The sequence below is a fragment of the Pseudomonas sp. EMN2 genome (assembly GCF_009650555.1).
Lineage (GTDB): Bacteria > Pseudomonadota > Gammaproteobacteria > Pseudomonadales > Pseudomonadaceae > Aquipseudomonas > Aquipseudomonas sichuanensis.
In genome coordinates this window covers 1-23,987 of sequence record NZ_VZZR01000104.1, presented here as the reverse complement: position 1 = coordinate 23,987, position 23,987 = coordinate 1, and the positions used below count along the sequence as shown (strand labels likewise).

General features: G+C 63.9%; 18 protein-coding genes and 1 pseudogene. 14 read left to right on the top strand and 5 right to left on the bottom strand.

All coding sequences use genetic code 11. The features are described from left to right. Positions 1-374: 374 nt before the first annotated feature. Positions 375-1,781 (bottom strand): type I glutamate--ammonia ligase, encoded by a 1,407-nt coding sequence (gene glnA / locus F6X61_RS24720; protein WP_110995313.1) that lies wholly within the window; start codon positions 1,779-1,781, stop codon positions 375-377. A 593-nt stretch (positions 1,782-2,374) separates the two neighbouring features. Between glnA and thiI the strand changes: the two genes are divergently transcribed. After that, on the top strand, positions 2,375-3,829 hold the full coding sequence (thiI, locus tag F6X61_RS24715) for a tRNA uracil 4-sulfurtransferase ThiI (protein WP_153788959.1): 1,455 nt from the start codon (positions 2,375-2,377) through the stop codon (positions 3,827-3,829). A 127-nt stretch (positions 3,830-3,956) separates the two neighbouring features. Further along, entirely contained in the window at positions 3,957-5,777 is a 1,821-nt protein-coding gene (typA, locus tag F6X61_RS24710) for a translational GTPase TypA (RefSeq protein WP_110995311.1), read from the top strand. Between the two features lie 192 nt (positions 5,778-5,969). On the opposite strand, the gene F6X61_RS24705 is transcribed toward typA, so the two are convergent. After that, positions 5,970-6,374 carry a YkgJ family cysteine cluster protein gene (locus tag F6X61_RS24705; RefSeq protein WP_153788958.1) on the bottom strand — a complete coding sequence of 135 codons (405 nt, stop codon included), beginning with the start codon at positions 6,372-6,374 and terminating at the stop codon, positions 5,970-5,972. Between the two features lie 185 nt (positions 6,375-6,559). On the opposite strand from F6X61_RS24705, the gene F6X61_RS24700 reads away from it, so the two are divergent. The 3 genes from F6X61_RS24700 (at position 6,560) to F6X61_RS24690 (ending at position 10,837) form a co-directional block, all read left to right on the top strand. Next, entirely contained in the window at positions 6,560-9,025 is a 2,466-nt protein-coding gene (locus F6X61_RS24700) for a glycogen/starch/alpha-glucan phosphorylase (protein ID WP_153788957.1), read from the top strand. 201 nt (positions 9,026-9,226) lie between these two features. Further along, entirely contained in the window at positions 9,227-10,237 is a 1,011-nt protein-coding gene (locus tag F6X61_RS24695) for a class 1 fructose-bisphosphatase (protein WP_110996508.1), read from the top strand. 3 nt (positions 10,238-10,240) lie between these two features. Beyond that, on the top strand, positions 10,241-10,837 hold the full coding sequence (locus F6X61_RS24690; protein ID WP_153788956.1) for a DUF924 family protein: 597 nt from the start codon (positions 10,241-10,243) through the stop codon (positions 10,835-10,837). 95 nt (positions 10,838-10,932) lie between these two features. Here F6X61_RS24690 and F6X61_RS27720 read toward each other — a convergent pair whose 3' ends face one another. After that, positions 10,933-11,658, bottom strand: coding sequence for a methyl-accepting chemotaxis protein (locus F6X61_RS27720; RefSeq protein WP_371923757.1), 726 nt, complete (start codon positions 11,656-11,658; stop codon positions 10,933-10,935). Between the two features lie 129 nt (positions 11,659-11,787). After that, a pseudogene (locus tag F6X61_RS27715) lies at positions 11,788-12,825 on the bottom strand (cache domain-containing protein); the annotation flags it as partial. 229 nt (positions 12,826-13,054) lie between these two features. On the opposite strand from F6X61_RS27715, the gene bamE reads away from it, so the two are divergent. Together bamE and F6X61_RS24675 are read left to right on the top strand one after the other, a co-directional pair. After that, complete coding sequence (bamE, locus tag F6X61_RS24680; protein WP_125465865.1) at positions 13,055-13,309, top strand: outer membrane protein assembly factor BamE; 255 nt, start codon at positions 13,055-13,057, stop codon at positions 13,307-13,309. Beyond that, the gene (locus F6X61_RS24675) at positions 13,306-13,878 is read left to right on the top strand and encodes a lipocalin family protein (RefSeq protein ID WP_153788954.1); all 573 of its coding nucleotides are present in this window, start codon (positions 13,306-13,308) and stop codon (positions 13,876-13,878) included. The genes bamE and F6X61_RS24675 overlap by 4 nt, the downstream gene beginning before the upstream one ends. An 84-nt stretch (positions 13,879-13,962) precedes the next feature. Here F6X61_RS24675 and F6X61_RS24670 read toward each other — a convergent pair whose 3' ends face one another. Continuing rightward, complete coding sequence (locus tag F6X61_RS24670; RefSeq protein WP_153788953.1) at positions 13,963-15,327, bottom strand: formimidoylglutamate deiminase; 1,365 nt, start codon at positions 15,325-15,327, stop codon at positions 13,963-13,965. Positions 15,328-15,472: 145 nt separating this feature from the next. On the opposite strand from F6X61_RS24670, the gene hutC reads away from it, so the two are divergent. From hutC to hutG, 7 genes are all read left to right on the top strand, one after another. Beyond that, positions 15,473-16,183, top strand: coding sequence for a histidine utilization repressor (gene hutC / locus F6X61_RS24665; RefSeq protein WP_178125886.1), 711 nt, complete (start codon positions 15,473-15,475; stop codon positions 16,181-16,183). Then, entirely contained in the window at positions 16,180-16,752 is a 573-nt protein-coding gene (locus F6X61_RS24660; protein ID WP_153788952.1) for a HutD family protein, read from the top strand. Before hutC ends, F6X61_RS24660 begins: the two co-directional genes overlap by 4 nt. A 201-nt stretch (positions 16,753-16,953) precedes the next feature. Next, positions 16,954-18,627, top strand: a complete 1,674-nt coding sequence (gene hutU, locus F6X61_RS24655) for a urocanate hydratase (RefSeq protein ID WP_153788951.1) — start codon at positions 16,954-16,956, stop codon at positions 18,625-18,627. 108 nt (positions 18,628-18,735) lie between these two features. Beyond that, on the top strand, positions 18,736-20,268 hold the full coding sequence (gene hutH, locus F6X61_RS24650) for a histidine ammonia-lyase (protein ID WP_153788950.1): 1,533 nt from the start codon (positions 18,736-18,738) through the stop codon (positions 20,266-20,268). A gap of 151 nt (positions 20,269-20,419) precedes the next feature. Beyond that, positions 20,420-21,823, top strand: a complete 1,404-nt coding sequence (locus F6X61_RS24645) for an amino acid permease (protein ID WP_153788949.1) — start codon at positions 20,420-20,422, stop codon at positions 21,821-21,823. Positions 21,824-21,838: 15 nt separating this feature from the next. After that, complete coding sequence (gene hutI / locus F6X61_RS24640) at positions 21,839-23,044, top strand: imidazolonepropionase (RefSeq protein WP_153788948.1); 1,206 nt, start codon at positions 21,839-21,841, stop codon at positions 23,042-23,044. A 10-nt stretch (positions 23,045-23,054) separates the two neighbouring features. After that, positions 23,055-23,870, top strand: a complete 816-nt coding sequence (gene hutG, locus F6X61_RS24635) for an N-formylglutamate deformylase (protein ID WP_153788947.1) — start codon at positions 23,055-23,057, stop codon at positions 23,868-23,870. Positions 23,871-23,987 lie beyond the last annotated feature (117 nt).

The following is a 23,987-nucleotide window of genomic DNA, read 5'->3' as shown; positions in this document are numbered from 1 at the left end:
ACGGATGACGTGCTGGATGCGATGAAAATGCAAGAACCAAACCAAGGCTCTGAAAAGAAGCGGAAATGGCGGATAAAAGCCTGTATTCGCGCTAATTCAGGACATAAAGCTTTGGTTAATCGATTCACTTGACCCAAAGTGGGGTGCATGCTGGGGCGTAAGGCCTGGAGATGCACCAATATGGAGCATAGGGCGCTCGTCAGGTTTTGCACAGCGGGCTGCTGGCGCGGACCTGGGCAAGGGTGGGGCGCACAACCTGAATCGAGTGTCGCCAGGTGTGGCTGCAGGGTTTGCCAGATGAAGGCGATGCAGAAATGCAAACGGCCTCCCTAGGGAGGCCGTCCTGATGTCACCGACGCGGGGCGTCGATCAGATCAGCAGCTGTAGTACAGCTCGTATTCCAGCGGGTGCACGAAGGTACGGACCTTGATCTCTTCTTCCGATTTCAGCTCGATGTAGGCATCGATGAAGTCGTCGGAGAACACGCCGCCCTTGGTCAGGAACGCACGGCCCTTGTCCAGCTCTTCCAGGGCTTCTTTCAGGCTGCCGCAAACCTGTGGGATCTCTTTCGCCTCTTCAGGCGGCAGGTCGTACAGGTTCTTGTCGGCGGCGTCGCCTGGGTGGATCTTGTTCTGGATACCGTCCAGGCCGGCCATCAGCAGGGCGGCGAAGCACAGGTACGGGTTGGCCGCCGGGTCCGGGAAGCGCGCTTCGATACGGCGGGCTTTCGGGCTGGAAACGTAAGGGATACGGATCGAGGCCGAGCGGTTGCGAGCCGAGTAGGCCAGCATTACCGGGGCTTCGAAGCCAGGTACCAGACGCTTGTAGGAGTTGGTGGCCGGGTTGGTGAAGCCGTTCAGGGCCTTACCGTGCTTGATGATGCCGCCGATGAAGTACAGGGCGGTGTCGGACAGGCCGGCATAGCCTTCACCAGCGAAGGTGTTCTTGCCGTCTTTCCAGATCGACATGTGCACGTGCATGCCCGAGCCGTTGTCGCCGTACAGTGGCTTAGGCATGAAGGTAGCGGTGCGGCCGTAGGCGTCGGCAACGTTGTGCACGACGTACTTCAGCGCTTGAACTTCGTCGGCCTTCTTCACCAGAGTGTTGAACTTGACGCCGATTTCGTTCTGGCCGGCAGTCGCCACTTCGTGGTGGTGAACTTCGACGGTCTGACCCATCTCTTCCAGTGCGTTGCACATGGCGGTACGGATTTCGTGGTCGTGGTCGAACGGCGGAACCGGGAAGTAGCCGCCTTTGACGCCTGGACGGTGGCCTTTGTTGCCGCCTTCCACGTCCTGGTCGGACATCCACGAGCCTTGCTCGGAGTAGATCTTGAACATCGAGCCGGAGATGTCGGATTTGAACTTCACTTCGTCGAAGATGAAGAACTCAGGCTCCGGGCCGGCGAACACGGTGTCACCGATCAGCGTGGCCTTGAGGTGCTCCTCGGCGCGACGGGCGATGGCACGTGGGTCGCGGTCATAGCCCTGCATGCTGGCAGGGTCGATGATGTCGCAGGTGAGGATCAGGGTCGGCTCTTCGGTGAACGGATCCAGCACGGCGGTGGAGTCGTCCGGCAGCAGGATCATGTCGGAGGCTTCGATGCCTTTCCAGCCAGCGATGGAGGAACCGTCGAACATCTTGCCGGTTTCGAAGAAGTCTTCGTCCAGGCCATCACGCGCCGGCATGGTCACGTGGTGCTGAGTACCTTTGGTGTCCGTGAAACGCAGATCAATCCACTTGACGTCATGATCTTTGATGAGTTGAACCGACTTCGACATGTTGTCCTCCGGATGGTCTAGAGCGCGGTGGGCCGCTGCTCTGGAAAAAGGGTGTTGCCAGGCGCGGATAGTCGGCCAAGCGTACCTGCCTCACAAGAGAGCAAATTGCATGCCAGTGCCCGAAAATGGCGAGCCGCGGACAAAAAGCGGCGTTGGCGGGCATGTAGGGTAGCCGCGGGAGAGAATCGTGCACGCATTGAGGGCGGCTTGAGGGTCTAGCGCACCATAGTGGTGCATGAAGGGCTGGGTGATGCCTTATATAGGCCCATCGCAGCCGGGTGTGCTCCCGTAGAGGGTAGATAGTGTCTCGCTAACTGTGGGTTTACCGGTGAACACGGACGTAGCCCGTGCCAGGCACCGAGGTGTCATCTTCGCGGGTAAACCCGCTCCCACAAGGATTTGCACAGCCTAGGGAATCTGTGCGGTCCCTGTGGGAGCGGGTTTACCCGCGAAAGGGCCGTAACAGGCAGCGCAAAACCTCGCGCATTCATTTATCTCAAAGCTTCTGATCAAAAGTTGGTCAAAACCTGAGCAATTTCCGATATAATTCGCGCCCCTCATTTTCGGCAGGCCCTGCGCGCGCTGTTAAACCAATGAAACTTATCGTCAAAGTCTTCCCAGAGATCACCATCAAGAGCCGGCCGGTGCGCAAGCGCTTCATCCGTCAGCTCAGCAAGAACATCCGCAACGTGCTCAAGGACCTCGATCCTGAGCTCGCGGTCGATGGCGTCTGGGACAATCTCGAGGTGGTCACCCGCATCGACGACGAAAAGATCCAGCGCGAAATGATCGAGCGCCTGCGCTGCACCCCGGGCATCACCCATTTCCTGCAGGTGCAGGAGTACCCGCTGGGCGACTTCGACGACATCGTCGAGAAGTGCAAGCAGCACTTCGGTCACCTGCTGGCCGGCAAGTATTTCGCCGTGCGCTGCAAGCGCGGCGGCCACCACAACTTCACCTCGATGGACGTCGACCGCTACGTCGGCAGCCAGCTGCGCCAGCAATGCGGCGCGGCCGGCATCGAGCTGAAGAAACCCGAAGTGCTGGTGCGCATCGAGATCCGCGACCAGCGCCTGTACGTGATCCACAACCAGCACAACGGCATCGGCGGCTACCCGCTTGGCGCCCTGGAGCAGACCCTGGTGCTGATGTCCGGTGGTTTCGACTCCACCGTGGCCGCCTACCAGATGATGCGCCGTGGCCTGATGACGCACTTCTGCTTCTTCAACCTCGGCGGGCGCGCCCACGAGCTGGGCGTGATGGAAGTGGCGCACTTCCTGTGGAAGAAGTACGGCAGCAGCCAGCGCGTGCTGTTCATCAGCGTGCCGTTCGAGGAAGTGGTCGGCGAGATCCTCAACAAGGTCGACAACAGCTACATGGGCGTGACCCTCAAGCGCATGATGCTGCGCGGCGCCGCGCACATGGCCGACCGGCTGCAGATCGACGCGCTGGTCACTGGCGAGGCTATTTCACAGGTGTCCAGCCAGACCCTGCCGAACCTGTCGATCATCGACTCGGCCACCGACAAGCTGGTGCTGCGCCCGCTGCTGGCCAGCCACAAGCAGGACATCATCGACCAGGCCACCGAAATCGGCACCGCCGACTTCGCCAAGCACATGCCCGAGTACTGCGGCGTGATTTCGGTGAACCCGACCACCCATGCCAAGCGTCACCGCATGGAGCACGAAGAGAAGCAGTTCGACATGGCGGTGCTGGAGCGTGCCCTGGAGCGCGCCAAGTTCATCTCCATCGACCACGTCATCGACGAGTTGGGCAAGGACATCGAGATCGAGGAAGTGGCCGAGGCGCTGCCGGGCCAGATCATCATCGACATCCGTCACCCCGACGCCCAGGAAGACGAACCTCTGGCACTGGACGGTATCGAAGTCCAGGCCATGCCGTTCTACGCGATCAACAGCAAGTTCAAGCACCTGGACCCCACGCGCCAGTACCTGCTGTATTGCGACAAAGGTGTGATGAGCCGTTTGCACGCACACCACCTGCTCAGTGAGGGACATGCCAATGTGCGTGTTTATCGTCCGACATAAGACCCCAGGGCTGTATGGCGGCAGTATCCGCCATCGCCCTCCCGACCACCGGGCCCGCTGAGCCTCAAACCGTACATATTCGCCGCCTACACTGGCGGCAACCGAATCCTCTGATCGAGATACAGTTGTGATCGAAAATCTGCGTAACATCGCCATCATCGCCCACGTTGACCATGGTAAAACCACCCTGGTCGACAAACTCCTGCGTCAGTCCGGCACCCTGGAGCGTAACGAGCTCAACGACGAGCGCGTCATGGACTCCAACGACCAGGAAAAAGAGCGCGGCATTACCATTCTGGCGAAGAACACCGCCATCAACTGGAACGGCTACCACATCAACATCGTCGACACCCCCGGCCACGCCGACTTCGGTGGCGAGGTTGAGCGTGTAATGTCGATGGTCGACTCCGTGCTGCTGCTGGTCGACGCCCAGGACGGCCCTATGCCGCAAACCCGCTTCGTGACCAAGAAGGCCTTCGAAGCCGGCCTGAAGCCAATCGTCGTGATCAACAAGGTCGACCGTCCGGGCGCGCGTCCTGACTGGGTTCTGGACCAGATCTTCGACCTGTTCGACAACCTCGGTGCCACCGACGAGCAGCTGGACTTCAAAGTTGTCTACGCCTCGGCCCTGAACGGCATCGCCGGTCTGGACCACACCGCCATGGGCGAAGACATGACCGCCCTGTACCAGTCGATCGTCGACAACGTACCGGCGCCGGACGTTGACCGTGACGGTTCGTTCCAGATGCAGATCTCGGCTCTGGACTACAACAGCTTCCTCGGCGTTATCGGTGTTGGCCGTATCGCCCGTGGTCGCGTCAAGCCGAACACCCCGGTTGTCGCCATCGACACCAACGGCAAGAAGCGTAACGGCCGTATCCTGAAGCTGATGGGCCACCACGGCCTGCACCGCGTCGACGTCGAAGAAGCCCAGGCTGGCGACATCGTCTGCATCAGCGGTTTCGACGAGCTGTTCATCTCCGACACCCTGTGCGCCCCGGACGCGGTAGAAGCGATGAAGCCGCTGACCGTCGACGAGCCGACCGTTTCCATGACCTTCCAGGTCAACGATTCGCCGTTCTGCGGTAAAGAAGGCAAGTTCGTCACCAGCCGTAACATCAAGGACCGTCTGGACAAAGAGCTGCTGTACAACGTTGCCCTGCGCGTTCAGGAAACCGACTCCCCAGACAAGTTCAAGGTCTCGGGCCGTGGTGAGCTGCACCTGTCGGTACTGATCGAAACCATGCGTCGTGAAGGCTTCGAGATGGCCGTAGGCCGTCCTGAAGTGATCATCCGCGAAGTCGACGGCGTCAAGCAGGAGCCGTTCGAGAACGTCACCATCGACATCCCTGAAGAAGCCCAGGGCAAGGTCATGGAAGAGATGGGTCTGCGTAAAGGCGACCTGACCAACATGGTGCCGGATGGCAAGGGCCGTGTTCGTCTGGAATACAACATTCCAGCCCGTGGTCTGATCGGTTTCCGTAACCAGTTCCTGACCCTGACCAACGGTGCAGGCATCCTGACCTCGATCTTCGATCGCTACGACACCATGAAGTCCGGCCAGATGTCCGGCCGCCTGAACGGTGTACTGGTTTCGGTCGAGACCGGCAAGGCACTGACCTACTCGCTGGAAACCCTGCAGGCGCGCGGCAAGCTGTTCGTCGAGCACGGCCAGGAGATCTACAACGGTCAGATCATCGGCCTGAACAGCCGCGACAACGACCTGGGCGTGAACCCGACCAAAGGCAAGAAGCTCGACAACATGCGTGCTTCGGGCAAAGACGAAGTCATCGCCCTGGTGCCGCCAGTTCGCCACACCCTGGAACAGGCCCTGGAGTTCATCCAGGACGACGAGCTGTGCGAAGTCACGCCGAAGTCGATCCGTCTGCGCAAGAAGATCCTGGACGAAGGCGAGCGTACCCGCGCTGCCAAGAAAGCCAAGAACTGAGTTAGCTCAGGCGCAATGAAAACGCCCCCGGTCGAAAGGCCGGGGGCGTTTTTTTTGCATCCAGGATTTGTGCTGGATTTGTTGGTCTCTTCGCGGGTAAACCCGCTCCCACAGGATCTCTACTGGACTCAGGGTCTGCACGGTACCTGTGGGAGCGGCTTTAGCCGCGAAGAGGCCGGCACTGGCTGATGATCAGCGCCCAACCACCTTCGGCTTGTACGCACAATACCCCGGCCGCGGCCCGATCTTGGGGTGGTTGCGGCAAGTGTCCGGGCGCTTGTCGTAGATGGTGCACAGCCGGCTCTTGCGGTCCAGGTACATGCAGTCATCGTTGCTCATCCGGGTCAGGGTGAAGATCCCCGACTTCTGGTTGAAGCGTTCGATGATGCCTTCCTTCTGCAGGCGCTTGGCCACGTTCTTCGGCGGTTCGTCTTTTTCGAACTCGTCCACCACGCCGATACGGATCAGATCCTTGATCTTCACCTCCACCGGCAAAGTGCAACAGGTCGAGTGGCAGCCACCGCACATGTGGCTGGCATAGCGCTGCCAGGTCTCCAGGCGGTCGACTTCGGCGGCGGCGATCAGGGTCGTTTTCATCGTTATGGGGGCGAATCACGGTCTTGGGGCGCGCGATCATACCGGAGTTGTTCAATTTGTGAACAACCTTTTGCCCGATTCCCGCCTGGCGCATGAAATCCACGAACCCTTGCTGTCGCTCTGTGTCAGACCGTCTAGGCTGAACACTTTCCCTGCGCTTTAGCCTACTTGCCCGAGGATGCCGCATGTCCCAGGAAAACAAGGCCCGTGAGGCCAAAGCTCATCACGAGGAGGTGGCGGATTTTCGCGCCGCCGTGCTGGCCAAGCTGACCTACGCGGTCGGCAAGGACCCGGAACACGCGTTCGACCACGACTGGTTCGAGGCCATCGCCCTGGCGGCCCGCGACCACATGGTCGACCACTGGATGGACCACACCCGACGGGCCTACCGGCGTAGCCAGAAGCGGGTGTATTACCTTTCCCTCGAATTCCTCATCGGCCGGCTGCTGTACGACAGTCTGAGCAACCTGGGCTACCTGGAAATCGCCCGCGAGGCGCTGCAGGGCCTGGACGTGGACCTTGAGCGCATTCGCCTGCTCGAGCCGGATGCGGCGCTGGGTAACGGCGGCCTCGGGCGCCTGGCGGCGTGCTTCATGGAGAGCATGTCGACCCTGGGCATTGCCGCCCATGGCTATGGCATCCGCTACGAGCATGGGCTGTTCCGCCAGGCGCTGGTCGATGGCTGGCAGCAGGAGCAGACCGAGAACTGGCTGGACTTCGGCAACCCCTGGGAGTTCGAGCGTGCCGAGGTGATCTACCCGATCAGCTTTGGCGGCAGTGTCGAAACCGTGCAGGAAGGCACTGGCAAGCAGCGCCAGGTCTGGTGGCCGGGCGAAACGGTACGGGCCGTGGCCTACGACACTCCGGTGGTCGGCTGGCGTGGCTCCAGCGTCAACACCTTGCGCCTGTGGCGCGCCCGGGCGCTGGAAGAGCTGCACCTGGAGCGCTTCAACGCCGGCGATCACCTGGGTGCGGTGGCCGAGGTGGCCCGGGCCGAGAGCATTTCGCGGGTGCTGTACCCGGCCGACAGCACCGAGGCCGGCCAGGAACTGCGCCTGCGCCAGGAGTACTTCTTCGTCTCCGCCTCGCTGCAGGACCTGCTGCGCCGCCACCTGAACATGCATGACAACCTGCTCAACCTGCCGGATGCTGCTGCGATCCAGCTCAACGACACCCACCCGTCGATCGCCGTGGCCGAGTTGATGCGGCTGTTGGTCGACCAGCACGAAATCCCCTGGGACACCGCCTGGCAGGTGACCGTCGGTACCTTGGCCTACACCAACCACACGCTGCTTCCCGAGGCCCTGGAAACCTGGCCGGTGGCGTTGATGGAGCGCATGCTGCCGCGGCACATGCAGATCATCTATCTGATCAACGCCTACCATATCGACTCTCTGCGGGCCAAAGGCCTGCATGACTTCGACGTGCTGCGCGCGGTGTCGCTGATCGAAGAAGACAACGGTCGCCGTGTGCGCATGGGCAACCTGGCGTTCCTCGGGTCGCACAGCGTCAACGGCGTGTCGGCGCTGCACAGCAAGCTGATGAAGAGCACGGTATTCGCCGAGCTGCACAAGCTCTATCCGCAGCGGATCAACAACAAGACCAACGGCATCACCTTCCGCCGCTGGCTTTACCAGGCCAACCCGCCGCTCACGGCGATGCTCACCGAGGCACTGGGCCCGGAGGTGCTGGACGACCCGGAAGGCAAGCTCAAGGCCCTGGTGCCCTTTGCCGACAAGGCCGACTTCTGCAGGCAGTTCGCGGCCCAGCGTCTGCACAGCAAGCGTGCCCTGGCTGCCATCATCCAGGACCGCCTGGGGGTGACGGTCAACCCCGAGGCGCTGTTCGACGTGCAGGTCAAGCGCATCCACGAGTACAAGCGCCAGTTGCTCAACCTGCTGCACACCGTGGCCCTGTACCAGGCCATGCGCCACGACCCCGGCACCGACTGGGTGCCGCGGGTGAAGATCTTCGCCGGCAAGGCGGCGGCCAGCTATCACCAGGCCAAACTGATCATCAAGCTGGCCAACGACATCGCCCGGGTGGTCAACAACGACCCGACCGTGCGCGGCCTGCTCAAGGTGGTGTTCCTGCCCAACTACAACGTCAGCCTGGCCGAGAGCATCATCCCGGCGGCCGACCTGTCCGAGCAGATCTCCACGGCCGGTTACGAAGCCTCCGGCACCAGCAACATGAAGTTCGGGCTCAACGGCGCGCTGACCATCGGCACCCTGGACGGCGCCAACGTCGAGATGTGCGAGCAGGTCGGGGCCGAGAACATGTTCATCTTCGGCCTGACCGCGCAGCAGGTGGAGGCGCGCAAACGCAGTGGCGACTTTGGCGCCAGCGCGGCGATTACCGCGTCGCACCGCTTGGGTGACGTGTTGCAGGCGATCCGCAGTGGGGTTTTCTCGCCGGATGATCCATCGCGTTATACCGGGCTGGTGGATGGCCTGATCGCCTATGACCGCTTCCTGGTGTGTGCCGACTTCGACGCCTACTGGGATGCCCAGCGGCGGGTCGAGGAGCTGTGGCATACGCCCCAGCAATGGTGGCGCATGGCGGTGCTCAATACCGCACGGATGGGGTGGTTCTCGTCGGACCGGACCATTCGGGAATATGCCAGCGAGATCTGGAAAGCGCTGGATTGAGCCGCCCCCATCGCGGGGCAAGCCCGCTCCCACGCTGGTAGCACGTGGGAGCGGGCTTGCCCCGCGATGTGCTTCTGGCCGACAGCTGGCCCTCGGCGCGCTGAACTCAACGTCGCCCGGCGAGTCTCTTTGCTCGCTAGCCCGCAACTCTCCCTGTAAACTGCGGGGGTTTTTCTCCCCCTTTCCTTTTCGGAGCCATACATGTCCCGCGTTACCCTGAGTCGCTATCTGATTGAGCAGACCCGCAGCAACAACACTCCTGCCGATCTGCGCTTCCTGATCGAAGTGGTGGCGCGTGCGTGCAAGGAAATCAGCCATCACGTCTCCAAAGGCGCGCTGGGTGGCGTCCTGGGCAGCATGGGCACCGAAAACGTCCAGGGCGAAGTGCAGAAGAAGCTCGACGTCATCTCCAACGACATCCTGCTCGAAGCCAACGAGTGGGGCGGCCACCTGGCCGGCATGGCCTCCGAAGAGATGGACAACGCCTACCAGATCCCGGGCAAGTACCCCAAAGGCGCCTACCTGCTGGTCTTCGACCCGCTGGACGGTTCGTCGAACATCGACGTCAACGTCTCGGTCGGCACCATCTTCTCGGTTCTGCGTTGCCCTAACCAGTACCTGAGCCAGAACGAAAGCCTCAACGAAAACGCCTTCCTGCAGCCAGGCACCGAGCAGGTCGCCGCCGGTTATGCCATCTATGGCCCGCAGACCATGCTGATCCTGACCCTGGGCAATGGCGTCAAGGGCTTCACCCTGGACCGCGAGCTGGGCAGCTTCGTGCTGACCCACGAGAACATCCGCGTACCGGAAAGCACCGCCGAATTCGCCATCAACATGTCCAACCAGCGCCATTGGGAAGCCCCGATTCAGCGCTACGTGGGCGAGCTGCTGGCCGGTGAGACCGGCCCGCTGAAAAAGAACTACAACATGCGCTGGATCGCCTCGATGGTGGCCGACGTGCACCGCATCCTGACCCGTGGCGGCCTGTTCATGTACCCACGCGACGCCCGCGACCCAAGCAAGCCGGGCAAGCTGCGCCTGATGTACGAAGCCAACCCGATGTCGTTCATCATCGAACAAGCCGGCGGTGTGTCCACCGACGGTTACCAGCGCATCCTCGACATCAAGCCAGAGGGCCTGCACCAGCGCGTGTCGGTGATCCTCGGCTCGAAGGAAGAGGTCGAGCGCGTCACCGCGTACCACAAGGAGTAAACCATGCTCGCACCTTGGCAGCCGTTGCTGGAGTGGTGGTTCGGTTGGGGCACCAGCCCCCAGGCCGTGGCTGACGAGAAGAGCACGCTGTGGTTCGGCAAGCATCACGATGCCGAAGCCCAGGCGCTGTTCGGTGACCTGATGGAGCACGCCCTGGCGGGCGGGCTCGAGGATTGGCAGCAGAGCCCGCAGGGCTGGCTCGGCTTGCTGATCCTGCTGGACCAGCTGCCGCGCATGATCCACCGCGACACGCCGCGCGCCTTCGAGGGCGACCGGCGGGCGCAGGTGGTGGCCATGCAGGGTTTGCAGAAGGGCTGGGACTACCAGCTGCTGCCGATCCAGCGGGTGTTCGTGCTGCTGGTGCTGGAGCATGCCGAGGTGCTGGACTGGCAGAACCTGTGCGTCGAGCGCTACCAGACCTTGCTGGATGAACAGCCGGAGGCGAACCGCCGGTTGTTCGAAGGCTTCCTCGACTATGCCGAGCAGCATCAGCGGGTGATTGCCCGGTTCGGGCGCTTCCCGCACCGTAACCTGGTGCTGGAGCGGCCGAGTACCAGCGAGGAGATGGATTTCTTGCTGGAGCCTGGGTCCCGCTTCTAAGCCCTGTGCTTTGCGTGGGAGCGGGCTTGCCCCGCGATTGCGATGTCAGACCCACCATCACAATCGCGGGGCAAGCCCGCTCCCACGTTACCGAATCAGATCCTGAAGCTCCCCACCAGATGCTTCAACCGCTCCACCTGGTGCTCCAGGTCGGTGCAGGCACGCAAGGTGCTCTGCAGGTTGTGCACCCCTTCCTGATTCAGCGTATTGATTTCGGTGATGTCGACATTGATCGACTCGACCACGGCCGTCTGCTCTTCGGTGGCGGTGGCCACCGACTGGTTCATGCCGTCGATCTCACCGATGCGCTGGGTAACGCTGCCCAGGCGTTCGCCGGCCTGGTTGGCGATACCGACGCTGCGGTCGCTGTGCTGCTGGCTCTGATTCATGGTGCTCACGGCCATCTGCGCGCCGGCCTGCAGCTCCTCGATCAGGCGCTGCACCTGCTGCGCCGAATCCTGGGTGCGATGGGCCAGGTTGCGTACCTCGTCGGCCACCACGGCAAAGCCACGGCCGGCCTCGCCCGCGCGGGCGGCTTCGATGGCGGCGTTGAGCGCCAGCAGGTTGGTCTGCTGCGAGATGCCACTGATCACATCGAGGATCTGGCCGATGTTCACCGTGTGGTTGTTCAGCGTCTCGATGTTGCCGCTGGCATCGCTGATACGCGCCGACAGCTGGTTCATCACCTCGATGGTCTCGCCGACCACCTGCTGGCCTTCTTCGGCCAGGCCGCGCGCGGCGCTGGAGTGCTGCGAGGCCAGGGCGGCGTTCTGGGCGATCTCCTGGGCGGCGGCGCCGAGCTGGTTGATCGCCGCCGCCACGCTGCTGGTGCGGCTGGATTGCTGGTCGGCATTGTGGATCGAGGCGTTGGAGGCGCTGACCACCTGGCCCGCCACGCTGTTGACCTGGCCGGTGGCCGAGGCCACTTCGCGGATCGATTCGTGAATGCGCTCGACGAAACGGTTGAACGACTGCGCCAGGCTGCCGAATTCGTCCTGGGCGTGGATCTTCAGGCGCCGGGTCAGGTCGCCTTCGCCTTCGGCGATGTCATGCATGGCGCGGCCCATCACGTGCAGCGGCTCCATCAGCACGCGGATCAGCAGGCCGAGCAGGGCAATGATCACGATCACCGCGATCAAGGTCGCCACCACCGCCGAAGTACGCAGTTCGCCGAGCATGGCGAAGGCCGCGTCCTGGTCGAGTACCAGCGCCACGTACCAGTCCGCCGACGGCACGCCGTCGACATGGGTGAAGCTGATGAACTGCTTGCGGCCATCGACCTCGACTTCTTTCAGGCCACTGCCGATGCGCGGAGTATTGGCCGGGTAGACGTCGCCGAGCGTCTTGAGTGCCAGTTCGCCCTTGGGGTGGATGAGGATCTTGCCCTCGCCATTGACGATGAAGGCGTGGCCACGGCCATCGAAGTCGAGGGTGTTGATCAGGTTGCTGATGGTCTGCAGGTCGGTGTCGACGCCACTCACGCCGATCAGGCGGCCGGCCTGCTGCACCGGGGTGGCCAGGGTGATCACCAGCTTGCCGGCCGAGGCCGAGATATACGGCTCGGTGACGATGGTCTGGCCGGCGGCAGTGGCCGCCTTGTACCAGCCGCGCACGCGCGGGTCGTAATCGGCGGCGCGGCTGCCTACCGGCACCGACTGCATGCTGCCGTCCTGGCCGCCGAAGTAGCTGAGCATGAAGTTGCTGGCGTACACCGGCAACGCCAGGCTGCGGTCCAGGCTGGCTTTGCCCGGGCCATCGACGGCGACTTGCTGGGCCAGGGTGTTGAGCAACTGGATACGGCTGTCGAGCCAATTGCGGATGTTACCGGCGGTGAGATTGCCCAGGTCCTGCAGAGTGGCCTCCGTGTCACTGCGCAGGGACTGGCGTTGTCGGTAATCGTTGAACAGCACGAAACAGGTGAAGGCAACGGCCACCACCAGGGCGGCAGCCAGCAGGATCTTGTGGCTGAACTTGAGGTTCTTGGTCATTTTTAGAAAGTCTGCGCACGGGCACGGAGGAGGGCAGGTGCGACGAAAAGCCACACCGTCGGAAGCTGTGTCGTCAGCGCCGGAAAAAACATTAATCGTTTGCGCAGATACCGACTGGCGGTGCCGGAGGAAAACCTCGGATGGCAGGGAACCGCGGGCCCTTTTTCCCTTCTAAGCTCCCAGCAGGCCTCTCAGAACCTGTGTATTCACCTCCAGGAGTGTCACTTTCATGTCGTTGCGTTCCCTCGCCCTGTTGTCCTTGTGCGTCGTCCTGACCGCCTGCAGCAAGATCAACCAGGAAAACTATTCCAAACTCAAGGCCGGCATGAACAAGGCCGAGGTCGAGCAGATGCTCGGCACGCCCACCGAGTGCTCCGGCGCGCTGGGCATGAGCAGCTGCACCTGGGGTGACGAGAAGAGCTTCATCAGCGTGCAGTACGCGGCGGACAAAGTGCTGATGTATTCCGGGCAGGGTCTCAAATGAGGCGTCTGCACCTGCTGTTGAGTGTGTGCCTGGTGATGCTGCTGGGTGGCTGCGCCACATCCGCCACCGACCCGCTGGCACCGAAGACCGCAGGTGCGGTGGACCTCAAGCGTTATCAGGGTAAATGGTTCGAACTGGCGCGCTTGCCGATGAAGTACCAGGACGGCTGCGCCCAGTCCGAGGCCCATTACAACCTCAAGCCCGACGGCACGGTGGGCGTGCTCAACCGCTGCCGCACCCTGGGTGACGAGTGGCTGCGCGCCGAAGGCCATGCCAACGTGCAACAGCCCGGGCATACCGACAAGCTGTGGGTGGAGTTCGACAACTGGTTCACGCGCTTGGTACCGGGTGTGGCCAAGGGTGACTACTGGATTCTGTTCGTCGACGAGCGTTACCGCACCGCCATCGTCGGCAGCCCGGACCGCAAGTACCTGTGGATCTTGTCGCGCACGCCGTCGTTGCCGGCGTGGGAGCGCGAGAACCTGCTGGCCAAGGCGCGCCAGCAGGGGTACGACACCCGCCGGTTGATCTGGCGCACGCCAGACAAGGAAATCGTCGCCCGGCATTGATCAGGCAAATCGCGGGGCAAGCCCGCTCCCACAGGCTCGTACAGATCCTGTGGGAGCGGGCTTGCCCCGCGATGGTTTTGCAGCTCAGCCCAGCAGTTGGCGCAGCACTTCGACAAACGCCAGCGCACTTTCTGCCTCCTGCCCATGCCGCCCCTGGCGCACCACCCACTGCCCGTTGACCATCACATCGCGCACCTGGCGATCGCCGCCTGCAAACAGCCAGCGGTTGAGGATGGCGTCGCCGTCCGCCACGGTCAGGTACGGGTCCTGCCCGTCCAGCACCAGCCAGTCCGCACGCTTACCCACGGCCAGTTCACCGATCGGCTGGCCCAGCGCCTGGGCGCCGCCCACCAGCGCAGCGTCGTACAAGGTACGCCCGACCATCGGCTGATCGTTGCGGTACAGGCGGTTGCGGCGCTGGTCGCGCAGGCGCTGGCCGTATTCCAGCCAGCGCAGCTCCTCGACCACGCTCAACGACACGTGGCTGTCCGAGCCGATCCCCATGCGCCCGCCCTGGGCCAGGTAGTCCACTGCCGGGAAAATACCATCGCCCAAATTCGCCTCGGTGGTCAGGCACAGGCCGGCGATCGCGCCGCTGCGGGCCATGGCGCTGACTTCGTCGGGCTCGGCGTGGGTGGCATGCACCAGGCACCAGCGCGAATCGACCTCGGTGTGCTCATAGAGCCACTGCAGGGGGCGCAGGCCGCTCCAGGCCAGGCAGTCGTCGACTTCCTTCTGTTGCTCGGCAATATGGATGTGGATCGGGCACTGTTTGTCGCTGGCGCCGAGCACCTCGGCGATCTGCCCGGGCGTCACCGCGCGCAGGGAGTGGAAGCACAGCCCCAGCTGTTGCGCCGGTTGCGCGGCCAGCACCGGGGCGAGCTGCTGCTGCAGCGCCAGGTACTGCTCGGTAGAGTTGATGAAGCGCCGTTGCCCGTCGTTGGGCGCTTGCCCGCCGAAGCCCGAGTGGCTGTACAGCACCGGCAGCAGGGTCAGGCCGATGCCGCTGGCGGCGGCTGCAGCGCTGATGCGCCGGGACAGCTCGGCCGGGTCGGTGTAGCGCTGGCCGTCCTGGTCATGGTGCACATAGTGGAATTCGGCCACCGAGGTGTAGCCGGCCTTGAGCATCTCGATGTACAGCTGGCGGGCGATGACCTGCAACTGCTCCGGGGTGATGCGCCCGACCAGGCGGTACATCAGGTCGCGCCAGGTCCAGAAGCTGTCGTTGGGGTTGCCAGCCACTTCCGCCAGCCCCGCCATGGCCCGCTGGAACGCGTGCGAGTGCAGGTTGGGCATGCCCGGTAACAGCGGGCCGGCCAGGCGCTCGGCGCCCTCGGCGCTGGCATTGGCCTCGACCGCCGTCAGCCGGCCATCGGCGGCGACCTCCAGGCGGACATTACGGGCCCAGCCCGTGGGTAGCAGGGCGCGTTCGGCGAAATAGGCGGACATCGGTGAAATCCTGTTATTGTTTAACTTGTATATACATATACAGCCGTTTGCCTGCCGGGTAAACTCCGGCAAGCTACCGTTCACTCCAACCGTACAAGGATTCCACGCCGTGCCGACACCTCCTGTCTCCGCGCTGGTTGCCCAGATGGGCGAAGGGCCGGCGCCGCTGTATGCCCGGGTCAAGCAGATGATCGCCCAGCAGATCGAAAACGGCAGCTGGCCGCCGCATCACCGGGTGCCGTCGGAGAGCGAGCTGGTCAGCGAGCTGGGTTTCAGCCGCATGACCATCAACCGTGCCCTGCGTGAGCTCACCGCCGAAGGGCTGCTGGTGCGCATGCAGGGCGTCGGCACCTTCGTCGCCGAGCCGAAGAGCCGCTCGGCGTTGTTCGAGGTCAACAACATCGCCGACGAGATCGCCGGTCGCGGCCACCAGCACAGCTGCCAGGTGATCACCCTGGCCGAAGAGGCCGCCGGCTCCGAGCGTGCCCTGGCCCTGGACATGCGTGAAGGCCAGCGGGTATTCCACTCGCTGATCGTGCACTACGAGAACGGCGTGCCGGTGCAGATCGAGGACCGCTACGTCAACGCCGCCATCGCCCCGGACTACCTCAAGCAGGACTTCACCCGGCAGACGCCCTACGCCTACCTGTCGCAGGTGGCACCGCTCACCGAAGGCGAGCACGTGGTCGAGGCCATCCTGGCCGAGCCCGATGAGTGCCAGTTGCTGCAGATCGAGCGCGGCGAGCCCTGCCTGTTGATCCGCCGCCGCACCTGGTCGGGTCGCCAGCCGGTCACCGCCGCTCGCCTGATCCACCCCGGTTCCCGTCATCGCCTGGAAGGACGATTCAGTAAATGAGTGCGTTGCAGTTGTTGCGTGCGCAGGATTACCCGCGCATGCCCTGGAAGAACGGTGGCGGTTTCACCGAAGAGATCACCCGCGATGCCGGCGACGGCCTGGACGGCTTCGGCTGGCGCCTGTCGATCGCCGACATCGAAGCGTCCGGCGGATTTTCCACCTTCACCGGTTACCAGCGCATCATCACCGTGCTGCAGGGCGATGGCATGCGCCTGCTGGTCGATGGCCAGGCCAGTCGGCCACTGCTGCCGTTCGATGCCTTCGCCTTCAGCGGCGAGAGCCAGGTCAGCTGTGAGCTGTTGGGCGGGGCGATCCGGGATTTCAACCTGATCTATTCGCCGCAGCGCTATCACGCACGCTTGCAGTGGTTCGACGGCACCAGCCGGCTGTTCAGCTCGGCCTCGACGGTGTTGCTGTTTGCTGCGAGCAATCATGTGGAAGTCGGGCTGACGGGGCACGAGACCCAGCAGCTGGGCCGGTATGACTGTTTGCACCTGGAGGGCAACCAAGGGTTGCTGGCGCTGGATGTGCAGGGGCGGTTCTGCCTGATCGAGCTGATGCCGCGCTAAACCAGCTGTTGCACTATCGCGGGGCAAGCCCGCTCCCACGCCCGGCTTGAGCTGGCGTGGGAGCGGGCTTGCCCCGCGATGCATTTCGGAGGAACGGTCCGGATTTTTTGGTTGTCCATGCTTGTACATACAAGTAAAGATGTGTTTGTATAGCACCACGACACACACACATGCCGTCGCATGACCGCAGAGGACATCCCCGTGACTGACAACAACAAATACCGTGACGTTGAAATCCGTGCCCCGCGTGGCAACAAGCTGACCGCCAAGAGCTGGCTGACCGAAGCGCCGCTGCGCATGCTGATGAACAACCTCGACCCGCAGGTTGCCGAAAACCCGAAAGAACTGGTGGTGTACGGCGGCATCGGCCGTGCCGCGCGCAACTGGGAGTGCTACGACAAGATCGTCGAGACCCTGACCCGCCTGGAAGACGACGAAACCCTGCTGGTGCAGTCGGGCAAGCCGGTCGGCGTGTTCAAAACCCACAGCAACGCCCCGCGCGTGCTGATTGCCAACTCCAACCTGGTACCGCACTGGGCCAACTGGGAACACTTCAACGAACTGGATGCCAAGGGCCTGGCCATGTACGGCCAGATGACCGCCGGCAGCTGGATCTACATCGGCAGCCAGGGCATCGTCCAGGGCACCTACGAAACCTTCGTCGAAGCCGGCCGCCAGCACTACAACGGCAGCCTGAAAGGCAAGTGGGTACTGACCGCAGGCCTGGGCGGCATGGGCGGTGCCCAGCCACTGGCCGCCACCCTGGCCGGTGCCTGCTCGCTGAACATCGAATGCCAGCAGAGCCGCATCGATTTCCGCCTGGAAACCCGCTACGTCGATGAGCAGGCCGCCGACCTCGACGACGCCCTGGCCCGCATCGCCAAGTACACCGCCGAAGGCAAAGCCATCTCCATCGCCCTGCACGGCAACGCAGCCGAAATCCTGCCGGAGCTGGTCAAGCGTGGCGTGCGCCCGGACATGGTCACCGACCAGACCAGCGCCCACGACCCGCTCAACGGCTACCTGCCGGCTGGCTGGACCTGGGAAGAGTACCGCGACCGCGCGGTGACCGACCCGGCTGGCGTGGTCAAGGCCGCCAAGCAGTCCATGGCCGTGCACGTGCAGGCCATGCTCGACTTCCAGAAGCAGGGCATCCCGACCTTCGACTACGGCAACAACATCCGCCAGATGGCCAAGGAAGAAGGCGTGGCCAACGCCTTCGACTTCCCAGGCTTCGTTCCGGCCTATATCCGCCCGCTGTTCTGCCGCGGTGTCGGCCCGTTCCGCTGGGCTGCGCTGTCCGGTGACGCCGAGGACATCTACAAGACCGACGCCAAGGTCAAGGAACTGATCCCGGACGACGCCCACCTGCACCGCTGGCTGGACATGGCCCGCGAGCGCATCAGCTTCCAGGGCCTGCCGGCGCGTATCTGCTGGGTTGGCCTGGGCCTGCGTGCCAAGCTGGGCCTGGCCTTCAACGAAATGGTCCGCAGCGGCGAGCTGTCGGCGCCGGTCGTCATCGGCCGCGACCACCTGGACTCGGGCTCGGTATCCAGCCCTAACCGTGAAACCGAAGCCATGCGCGACGGCTCCGACGCGGTCTCCGACTGGCCGCTGCTCAATGCTCTGCTCAACACCGCGGGCGGCGCCACCTGGGTTTCGCTGCACCACGGCGGCGGCGTGGGCATGGGCTTCTCCCAGCACTCGGGCATGGTCATCGTCTGTGACGGTACCGACGAGGCTGCCGAGCGCATCGCCCGCGTCCTGACCAACGACCCGGGCACCGGCGTGATGCGCCACGCCGATGCCGGTTACCAGATCGCCATCGACTGCGCCAAGGAGCAGGGCCTCGACCTGCCAATGATCACCGGCTGATTGCCGCGCTTTGGATCGCACCCCACAAGGGTGATACTGAACAACAAGAAGTGGCCTGCGGGCACCCTGAACACAGGGCCTGCGGCCACAAGCGATTGGAGTAGCGAAGTGACCGAACTGACCCTCAAGCCAGGCACCCTGACCCTGGCCCAGCTGCGCGCCATCCACGCCGCGCCCGTGCGCCTGCAACTGGATGCCAGCGCCGCCCCGGCCATCGACGCCAGCGTCGCCTGCGTCGAGCAGATCATTGCCGAAGACCGCACCGCCTACGGCATCAACACCGGTTTCGGCCTGCTGGCCTCGACCCGCATTGCCAGCCATGACCTGGAAAACCTGCAGCGCTCGCTGGTGCTGTCCCACGCCGCCGGTATCGGCGCGCCGCTGGACGACGACCTGGTGCGCCTGATCATGGTGCTGAAGATCAACAGCCTCAGCCGTGGTTTCTCCGGCATCCGCCGCAAAGTCATCGACGCCCTGATCGGCCTGGTCAACGCCGAAGTCTATCCACACATCCCGCTCAAAGGTTCGGTTGGCGCCTCCGGCGACCTGGCCCCGCTGGCGCACATGTCGCTGGTGCTGCTGGGCGAAGGCAAGGCCCGCTACAAGGGCCAGTGGCTGCCCGCTACCGAAGCCCTGGCCGTTGCCGGCCTGGAGCCACTGACCCTGGCCGCGAAAGAGGGCCTGGCCCTGCTTAACGGCACCCAGGCCTCCACCGCCTATGCCCTGCGCGGCCTGTTCCAGGCCGAAGACCTGTACGCCGCCGCCATCGCCTGCGGTGGCCTGAGCGTTGAAGCCGCACTGGGCTCGCGTTCGCCGTTCGACGCCCGTATCCATGAAGTACGTGGCCAGCGTGGTCAGATCGACACCGCCGCCTGCTTCCGCGACCTGCTGGGCGATTCCAGTGAAGTGTCGCTGTCGCACAAGAACTGCGACAAGGTCCAGGACCCGTACTCCCTGCGCTGCCAGCCACAGGTCATGGGCGCCTGCCTGACCCAGATCCGCCAGGCCGCCGAAGTGCTGGGCATCGAAGCCAACGCCGTGTCGGACAACCCGCTGGTGTTCGCCGCCGAAGGCGATGTGATTTCCGGTGGCAACTTCCACGCCGAGCCCGTGGCCATGGCCGCCGACAACATTGCCCTGGCCATCGCCGAGATCGGCTCGCTGAGCGAGCGCCGCATCTCGCTGATGATGGACAAGCACATGTCCCAGCTGCCGCCGTTCCTGGTGGAGAACGGTGGGGTCAACTCCGGCTTCATGATCGCCCAGGTCACCGCTGCCGCGCTGGCCAGCGAGAACAAGGCGCTGTCGCACCCGCACAGCGTCGACAGCCTGCCAACCTCGGCCAACCAGGAAGACCACGTGTCGATGGCGCCGGCTGCCGGCAAGCGCCTGTGGGAAATGGCCGAGAACACCCGTGGCGTGCTGGCCATCGAGTGGCTGGGCGCCTGCCAGGGCCTGGACCTGCGCAAAGGGCTGAAGACCTCCGCCAAGCTGGAACAGGCGCGTCATGCCCTGCGCCGTGAAGTGCCGCACTATGACCGCGACCGCTTCTTCTCGCCGGATATCGAGGCCGCCGCCGCACTGCTGGCCCAAGGCACCTTGACCGGCCTGCTGCCGGCTGGCGTCCTGCCAAGCCTGTAATGCCCTCGGGGGCCGCTTTGCGGCCCTTTCGCGGGTAAACCCGCTCCCACAGGTCCAGCACAACCTCTGTGGGAGCGGGTTTACCCGCGAAGGGCTGCGCAGCAGACCCCATCCAGACATCACGACCACAAGAACAATATAGGGACGTGACATGCAACAAGCTCAAGGCCTCACCCGCGGGCTATCTGCCCGGCATATCCGTTTCATGGCGCTCGGTTCGGCAATCGGTACCGGGCTTTTCTACGGTTCCGCCTCGGCCATCCAGATGGCCGGCCCAGCCGTGCTGCTGGCCTACCTGATCGGTGGCGCCGCGGTCTTCTTGGTCATGCGCGCCCTCGGCGAAATGGCCGTGCACAACCCGGTGGCCGGTTCCTTCGGCCACTACGCCAGTACCTACCTCGGCCCCATGGCCGGCTTCATCCTCGGTTGGACCTACGCCTTCGAGATGGTCATCGTCGCCATCGCCGACGTGACCGCCTTCGGTATCTACATGGGCTTCTGGTTCCCCGAAGTCGCCCGCTGGATCTGGGTGCTGGGCATCGTGTTCCTGATCGGCGGCCTGAACCTGTGCAACGTCAAGGTGTTCGGCGAGATGGAGTTCTGGCTGTCGCTGCTCAAGGTCGGTGCCATCGTCGCGATGATCCTCGCAGGCCTGGGGATCATGGCCTTCGGTTTCAGCCAGGTGGGCAGCGGCCACGCTGTCGGCGTGAGCAACCTGTTCGAGCATGGCGGCTTCATGCCCAATGGCGTCAGCGGCCTGATCGCCTCGTTCGCCGTGGTGATGTTCGCCTTCGGCGGCATCGAGATCATCGGCGTTACCGCCGGTGAGGCGAAAGACCCGCAACGGGTGATCCCGAAGGCGATCAACGCCGTGCCGCTGCGTATCCTGCTGTTCTATGTGCTGACCCTGTTCGTGCTGATGTGCCTGTACCCCTGGCCGCAGATCGGCAGCCAAGGCAGCCCGTTCGTGCAGATCTTCAGCAACCTGGGGATTGGCTCGGCGGCGGCGGTGCTCAACGTCGTGGTGATTTCGGCAGCCATTTCGGCGATCAACAGCGATATCTTCGGCGCTGGCCGCATGATGTACGGCCTGTCCCAGCACGGCCAGGCGCCGCGTGGCTTCGGCAAGCTGTCCAAGCACGGCGTGCCGTGGATGACCGTGGTGGTGATGGGCGCGGCGCTGCTGATCGGCGTGCTGCTCAACTACCTGATCCCGGAAAACGTGTTCCTGTTGATCGCTTCCATCGCCACCTTCGCCACTGTGTGGGTCTGGCTGATGATCCTGGTCACCCAGGTGGCGATGCGTCGCAGCATGAGCCGTGAGCAGGTGGCGCAACTGAAGTTCCCGGTACCGTTCTGGCCCTATGGCCCGGCCCTGGCCATCGCCTTCATGGTGTTCATCTTCGGTGTGCTCGGTTACTTCCCGGATACCCAGGCGGCATTGATCGTCGGCGTGATCTGGGTGGTGTTCCTGGTCGCGTCCTACCTGCTGTGGTGCAAGCCGCGCGCAGGGCAGGGCGGGTCGGCCCAGGCAGCGGCCGAGCTGCACCGCTAGTTCAGGAGATTGCAAATGAGAACCCTCTGGCAGCACTGCCATGCAGCAACCATGGCCGAGGGCCGTTACTCGATCATCGAGGACGCGGCCATCGTCACCCACGACGGCTTGATCGAATGGATCGGCCCACGGGGTGAACTGCCGCCGGTTGCGGCCGAGCGTACGGTGGACCTGGGCAATGCCTGGGTCACCCCCGGCTTGATCGACTGCCACAGCCACGCGGTATTCGGTGGCAACCGCAGCGGTGAGTTCGAGCAGCGCCTGCAAGGCGTGAGCTACGCCGAGATCGCTGCCCAGGGCGGCGGCATCGCCAGCACCGTGCGGGCTACCCGCGCGGCCAGCGAGGACGAACTGTTCGCCAGTGCCCGGCAGCGGGTGCTGGCGCTGATGCGCGATGGCGTCACCACGCTCGAGATCAAGTCTGGCTACGGCCTGGACCTGGCCAACGAGCGCAAGATGCTGCGCGTGGCCCGGCGCCTGGGCGAGGCGCTGCCACTGACCGTGCGCAGCACTTGCCTGGCGGCCCATGCGCTACCGCCGGAGTACGCGGGCAGGGCGGACGACTACATCGCCCACATCTGCGACGAAATGCTCCCGGCGCTGGCGGCCGAGGGCCTGGTGGATGCGGTGGATGCGTTCTGCGAACACCTGGCGTTCTCCCCGGCCCAGGTCGAACGCCTGTTCATCAAGGCGCGAGCGCTGGGGCTGCCGGTCAAGCTGCATGCCGAGCAGTTGTCGTCGCTGCATGGCTCGAGCCTGGCGGCGCGTTACCAGGCGCTGTCGGCCGACCACCTGGAGTTCATGACCGAGGAAGACGCCATCGCCATGGCCGAGGCCGGCACCGTCGCCGTGCTGCTGCCGGGGGCTTTCTACTTCCTGCGTGAAACCCAGCTGCCACCCATGGATGCCCTGCGCCGCCATGGGGTGAAGATCGCCCTGGCCAGCGACCTCAACCCCGGCACATCGCCGGGGCTGTCACTGCGCCTGATGCTGAACATGGGCTGCACCTGTTTCCGCATGACCCCGGAAGAGGCGCTGGCTGGTGTCACCGTGCATGCCGCCACGGCACTGGGCCTGGGCGACAGCCATGGCACGCTGGAAGCCGGCAAGGTGGCCGACTTCGTCGCCTGGCAGATCGAACGCCCCGCCGACCTCAGCTACTGGCTCGGCGGCGACCTGCCCAAGCGCGTGGTGCGCCTGGGCCACGAGATAACCCACTGAGCGAGGCGACATGGACAAGGTATTGAGTTTCCACCAGGGCCGCCTGCCGCTGTTGATCAGCATGCCCCATGCCGGGCTTGGTCTGACCGACGCCGTGCGGGATGGCCTGGTCGACGCGGCGCGCAGCCTGCCCGACACCGATTGGCATATTCCGCAGTTGTACGACTTTGCCCGCGAGTTGGGGGCGAGCGTGGTGGCGGCGGAGTATTCGCGGTTCGTCATCGACCTGAACCGGCCGGATGACGACAAGCCGCTGTACGCCGGGGCTACCACCGGGTTGTATCCGGCGACGCTGTTCGAGGGGGAACCGTTGTTCGAGGAGGGCAAGGCGCCCAGTGCTGAGCAGCGGGCGGTGTACCTGGAGCAGATCTGGCGGCCGTACCACGACACGATTCGTCGCGAGCTGGCGCGGATGCGTGAGGAATTCGGTTATGCGTTGCTGTGGGATGCGCACTCGATTCGGTCGGTGATTCCGCACCTGTTTGACGGCAAGTTGCCGGACTTCAACCTGGGGACCTTCAATGGTGCCAGTTGCGATCCGGTATTGGCTGAGCGGCTGCAGGGTGTTTGCGCCGAGTTCCCGGCCTACAGCCATGTGCTCAATGGCCGATTCAAGGGCGGGCACATCACTCGCCACTATGGAGATCCGGCCAATCACATCCATGCGGTGCAACTGGAGCTGGGGCAGTGCACCTACATGAATGAGGTGGAGCCGTTCGGCTATCGCGAAGATTTGGCGCAGCCGACGCAGGTAGTGCTCAAGCGCCTGCTGGAGACTGTGCTGGCGTGGGGTGAGGAGCGGTACCGGGGTGGTTCGCGAGGGTAGGGCGTTCGACCGCGTCAGGGCTAACAGGTGTTCGCCATGACCCTTGCAGCGCCTATGAGATCGAGCGCCGCCCGCGCGGCGCTTCGCGGGTAAACCCGCTCCCACAGTTTGTTTCGG